This window comes from Cupriavidus oxalaticus (genome assembly GCF_038900635.1).
In the GTDB taxonomy this organism is placed as follows: domain Bacteria; phylum Pseudomonadota; class Gammaproteobacteria; order Burkholderiales; family Burkholderiaceae; genus Cupriavidus; species Cupriavidus oxalaticus_B.
In genome coordinates, this window is record NZ_JAYMRX010000085.1 from 1 (window position 1) to 458 (window position 458).

Below are 458 nucleotides of genomic sequence, written 5' to 3' on the forward strand. Positions count from 1 at the left end.
CCGGCGCTCCGGCCCCGTCAACACTTCCACCAATTCCTGCTTCGTTTTAGTCATAAACACAGTCGTATGCCTACCCGCTATTGTAAGTGGGGGACTGTGTCCGGCGATTCAGGGGGCCGCTCCAGCGTGCTCCTCCGCCACACCACATAACCGTTGAGGAGCAAATATGCAACCCATCACACAACCCATCACATCCGTCGCCACAAAGCGGACCAACGAAGTCATCATTAGCCACGAGGCGTTGCTGCGCTGGTCCCTGGTTGTCGTCTTTCTCTGGTTCGGCGGGATGAAGTTCACCGGCTACGAAGCGCAGGGCATTGCGCCGTTCATTGAGAACAGCCCCTTCATGGCCTGGCTTATCGACGCATTCGGTGTCCGTGGCGCCAGCGCTGTCATTGGCGTGATGGAACTGTCCACCGCCGTGACACTGACCGTCGGTGCGTTCCATCATCGGGTCG

At 58.7% G+C, this 458-nt stretch carries 1 protein-coding gene; it reads left to right on the forward strand.

The window, feature by feature from the left end; genetic code table 11:
• Positions 1 to 166: 166 nt before the first annotated feature.
• Positions 167 to 458 (forward strand): DUF417 family protein (locus VSR71_RS35060; RefSeq protein ID WP_342917917.1); only part of this gene is annotated, 292 nt, incomplete at its 3' end.